Below are 4,667 nucleotides of genomic sequence, written 5' to 3' on the forward strand. Positions count from 1 at the left end.
GGGTCTACATGCTGACCTGCCTGGTGCCGCTGGCCTACCTGTTCGTCACGGTGAACTACGCCGGCTACTGGATGATCACCAACGTCTACCTGAACCCGGCGGCGAAGGGACACAGCGTCTTCAACGCCGGCATCTCGATCATCATGCTGACGCTGGGCTTCATCATCCTGATCTCCGCCCTGAAAAAGTGGAAGGAACTGCTGCGGATCCGCTCCGCCGCCCCGATCCCGATGATCGCCTCCCCCGCCGAGTAGCCGGACCCGCCGACGAGGATGCCGCCGCCCCCGCGGCGGCATCATCCGCAATTCAAGGCTTAGGACCATGGACACACTGTTGACCGAATCCGTCGCCGCGTCGCTGACGCCGGCCCCGGCGCCGCACCCCTGGCGGGGCTTCACGGCGGGGGTCTGGCAGATGGAGGTGAACGTCCGCGACTTCCTGCAGAAGACCCTCACCCCCTACCAGGGCGACGGCGCCTTCCTGGCCGGCGCCACCGGCAGGACCCGCGAGCTCTGGGACAAAGTCACCGCCCTGCTCCGGCAGGAGCGCGCCGCCACCGGCGGCGTGCTGGATGCCGACACCGAGACCTTCTCCTCCATCGTCTCCCACCCGCCCGGCTACATCGACCGCGACCTCGAGCTGATCGTCGGCCTGCAGACCGACAGGCCCCTCAAGCGCGCCATCATGCCCACCGGCGGCTGGCGCATGGTCAAGACCGGCCTCGAGGCCTACGGCTTCACCCCCGCGCCGACGCTCGAGGACACCTTCCCGCGCCTGCGCAAGACCCACAACGACGGCGTCTTCGACGTCTACACCGACGAGATGCTGCGCTGCCGCAGGTCCGGCGTCATCACCGGCCTGCCCGACTCCTACGGCCGCGGCCGCATCATCGGCGACTACCGCCGCCTCGCCCTCTACGGCGCCGACGTCCTCATCCGGGACAAGAAGGAGCAGCTGCGCTCGCTGGAGCTCGACTGCATCGACGAGGAGACGCTGCGCCTGCGCGAGGAGATCAGCGAGCAGATCCGCGCGCTCGGCGAGCTGGTCGCCATGGCCCGCTCCTACGGCTTCGACGTCACCCGCCCGGCCGCCACCGCGCAGCAGGCGGTGCAGTGGACCTACCTGGCCTACCTCGCCGCGGTCAAGGAGGCCAACGGCGCCGCCATGTCGCTGGGCCGCGTCTCCAGCTTCCTCGACGCCTACATCGAGCGCGACCTGCGCGAGGGCCGCTTGTGCGAGGGCGAGGCGCAGGCGCTGATCGACCAGCTCGTCATCAAGCTGCGCCTCGTGCGCTTCCTGCGCACGCCCGAGTACGACGCGCTGTTCTCCGGCGATCCGACCTGGGTCACCGAGTGCATCGGCGGCATGGCGCTGGACGGCCGCACCCTGGTCACCCGCACCAGCTTCCGCATGCTGCACACGCTGAGCACCCTCGGCCCCGCCCCGGAGCCCAACCTGACCGTGCTGTGGTCCGAGCGCCTGCCCGAGGGCTTCAAGCGCTTCTGCGCCGAGACCTCGATCAGGACCTGCTCGCTGCAGTACGAGAACGACGACCTGATGCGCCCCTGCTGGGGCGACGACTACGGCATCGCCTGCTGCGTCTCGGCCATGCGCATCGGCAAGCAGATGCAGTTCTTCGGGGCGCGCGCCAACCTCGCCAAGACGCTCTTGTACGCCATCAACGGCGGGCGCGACGAGGTCTCGGGCGAGCAGGTCGGCCCGGCCCTGGCGCCGGTCACCGGGGCGGTGCTGCGCCACGACGAGGTGATGGCGCGCTTCGAGCCGATGCTGGAGTGGCTGGCCAAGGCCTACATGAACACGCTGAACGCCATCCACTGCCTGCACGACAAGTACATGTACGAGCGGCTCGAGATGGCGCTGCACGACCGCGACGTGCTGCGCACCATGGCCTGCGGCATCGCCGGGCTGTCGGTGGTCGCCGACAGCCTGTCGGCGATCAAGCACGCCACGGTGCGCGTGGTGCGCGACGCACGCGGGCTGGCCACCGGCTTCGTGATCGAGGGCGCCTACCCGGCCTACGGCAACAACGACGCGCGGGTGGACGGCATCGCGGTGTGGCTGGTCGAGCGCTTCATGGCGGCGCTGCGCCGGCAGAGGACCTACCGCGGCGCGCTGCCCACCCAGTCGGTGCTGACGATCACCTCCAACGTGGTGTACGGCAAGAAGACCGGCGCGACGCCGGACGGGCGCAAGGCGGGCGAGCCGTTCGCGCCGGGGGCCAACCCGATGCACGGGCGCGACCGGAAGGGCGCGGTGGCCTCGATGGCGTCGGTGGCGAAGCTGCCCTACGCGCACGCGCAGGACGGCATCTCCTACACCTTCACCATCGTGCCGGCCGGGCTGGGGCCGACGCAGGGCGAGCGGGTGGCGAACCTGGTCGGGCTGCTGGACGGCTACTTCGGGCAGGGCGGGCACCACATCAACGTGAACGTGTTCGACCGCGAGACGCTGCTGCACGCCATGGAGCACCCGGAGCTGTACCCGCAGCTCACCATCCGGGTGTCGGGCTACGCGGTGAACTTCATCAAGCTCACCCGCGAGCAGCAGCTCGACGTCGTCAACCGCACCTTCCACGCCATGCACTGAGGCACGGGCGGCGCCCGTCCCCGGCCCAGGACACGGCACAGGACACGGCACAGGACACGGCACTCATGAGCACGCACGACCACCCCCGGCCGCCGCGCACCGACGGCTGGGTGCACTCCGTCGAGACCGGCGGCACGGCCGACGGGCCGGGCATCCGCTACGTGCTGTTCCTGGCCGGCTGCCCGCTGCGCTGCCAGTACTGCCACAACCCCGACACCCGCCACATGCACGACGGCACCCGCACCGCCGCGGCCGACATCGTCGCGGAGCTGGCCGGCTACGCCGCGTTCCTGACGCGGGCCGGGGGCGGGCTGACCCTCTCCGGCGGCGAGCCGCTGGTGCAGCCGGAGTTCTGCGCGGCGCTGTTCCGCGGCGCCAAAGAGCTGGGCCTGCACACCGCGCTGGACACCTCGGGCTTCCTGGGCGGCCACGCCGACGACCACCTGCTGGCCGACGTCGATCTGGTGCTGCTCGACGTCAAGGCCTTCAAGGAGGCCACGCACCGCACCCTCACCGGGGTGCCGCTGCGCCCGACGCTGGAGTTCGCCGAGCGGCTCTCGCTGCTGGGCAAGCCGGTGTGGCTGCGCTACGTGCTGGTGCCCGGTCTGACCGACGATTTGGGCGAGATCGAGGGGCTGGCCGCGTTCGCCGCCGGGCTGGAGGTGGTCGAGCGGGTGGACGTGCTGCCCTTCCACACGCTGGGCGAATACAAGTGGCGCGAGCTGGGCCTGCCTTACCGGCTCGCCGACACCGCGCCCCCTTCGGCCGAGCTGGTCGGGCGGGTGCGCGACCGCTTCCGGGCGCACGGGCTGAACGCCGTCTGACAAGGACAAGCACATCATGGACACCCATCGACCGCCGGGCCTCGACGCGGGCGCGGCCGCCACGCTGGACGCCCGCCTGCCGGACGCCATCGCGCTGGCCGCCGAGGACCTCGGCGTGAAGAAGGCGCACACCGACACGGCGACGCTGCTGGGGCTGGCGGTGCTGGCCGGGGCCTTCGTGGCGCTGGGCGGGCTGTTCGCCACCGTCACCTGGTCGGGGGCCGAGGGCCTGCTGCCCTACGGCGTGATGCGGCTGCTGGGCGGGCTGGCGTTCTCGCTGGGGCTGGTGCTGGTGGTGGTGGGCGGGGCGCAGCTGTTCACCGGCGACGCGCTGCTGGTGATGGCGTGGGCGAGCGGGCGGCTGAGCGTCGGCGCGCTGCTGCGGGTGTGGACGCTGGTGTGGCTGGGCAACCTTGCCGGCGCGCTGGGCACGGCGGTGCTGGTGTACCTGTCGGGGCAGCACACGTTCGGGCACGGGGCGGTCGGGGCCACGGCGCTGTACATCGCCACGGCCAAGAGCGGCCTGCCGGTGCCGCAGGCGTTCGTGCTGGGCATCCTGTGCAACGTGCTGGTGTGCCTGGCGGTGTGGCTGGCGCTGGGCGCGCGCGGCGTGGGCGACAAGATCCTGGCGGTGGCGCTGCCGGTGAGCGCGTTCGTGGCGGCGGGGTTCGAGCACTGCGTGGCGAACATGTACTTCGTGCCGCTGGGGATGCTGATCCAGTGGGGCGCGCCCGAGAGCTTCTGGGCCGAACTGGGCCGGAGCTTCCCGCCGATCGACGCCGGCCGCTTCCTCCTCACCCTCGGCGCCGTGACGCTGGGCAACTGGATCGGCGGCGCGCTCCTCGTCGGTGCCGTCTACTGGTTCATCTACCGAAGGCCGGCCCACACGCATCCGGCCCACAAACATATGGATGTCAAATGAGCATCACCACGCTTTCCAAGGCCGAACGGGTCGTTCCGCTGCCGGTGCCCGCGGCGCACGCCGGGCCCAGGCTCGGCAACCCGGCGGTGGTCGGGCTGGCCGGCTTCGCGCTGTCCACGCTGCTGCTGCAGTTCCACAACGTCGGCTGGGTCGGCATGGGGCCGGTGGTCTGGCTGGGGCTGGTGTTCGGCGGCGGCGCGCAGTTCGTCGCCGGCCTGCAGGAAATGAAGACCGGCAACAACTTCGGTTACAGCGCCTTCACCGCCTATGGCTGCTTCTGGATCGCGCTGGGGCTGATGCAGATCGGTTCGGCC

Annotated in this window: 4 protein-coding genes and 1 pseudogene; all 5 read left to right on the forward strand. The window is 71.0% G+C overall.

The window, feature by feature from the left end; all coding sequences use genetic code 11:
• A pseudogene (locus VED21_RS06975) lies at positions 1–254 on the forward strand (carbon starvation protein A); the annotation flags it as partial.
• A gap of 67 nt (positions 255–321) precedes the next feature.
• Positions 322–2,607: a formate C-acetyltransferase gene (gene pflB / locus VED21_RS06980; RefSeq protein ID WP_324881605.1), complete on the forward strand. Its 2,286-nt coding sequence runs from the start codon at positions 322–324 to the stop codon at positions 2,605–2,607.
• A 65-nt stretch (positions 2,608–2,672) separates the two neighbouring features.
• Positions 2,673–3,431 carry a pyruvate formate-lyase-activating protein gene (gene pflA / locus VED21_RS06985; RefSeq protein WP_324881606.1) on the forward strand — a complete coding sequence of 253 codons (759 nt, stop codon included), beginning with the start codon at positions 2,673–2,675 and terminating at the stop codon, positions 3,429–3,431.
• 16 nt (positions 3,432–3,447) lie between these two features.
• Positions 3,448–4,353 (forward strand): formate/nitrite transporter family protein, encoded by a 906-nt coding sequence (locus VED21_RS06990; RefSeq protein WP_324881607.1) that lies wholly within the window; start codon positions 3,448–3,450, stop codon positions 4,351–4,353.
• On the forward strand, positions 4,350–4,667 hold a 318-nt coding region (locus tag VED21_RS06995; protein WP_324881608.1), incomplete at its 3' end, for an acetate uptake transporter. The genes VED21_RS06990 and VED21_RS06995, both read left to right, overlap by 4 nt.

It is taken from the genome of Azospirillum sp., assembly GCF_035627195.1.
Taxonomy (GTDB): domain Bacteria; phylum Pseudomonadota; class Alphaproteobacteria; order Azospirillales; family Azospirillaceae; genus Azospirillum.

What these genes read in the sequence shown, in the direction of transcription:
- pflB (WP_324881605.1), top strand. Translation starts at nt 322, where the DNA reads ATGGACACACTGTTGACCGAATCCGTCGCCGCGTCGCTGACGCCGGCC.
- pflA (WP_324881606.1), top strand. Translation starts at nt 2,673, where the DNA reads ATGAGCACGCACGACCACCCCCGGCCGCCGCGCACCGACGGCTGGGTG.
- VED21_RS06990 (WP_324881607.1), top strand. Translation starts at nt 3,448, where the DNA reads ATGGACACCCATCGACCGCCGGGCCTCGACGCGGGCGCGGCCGCCACG.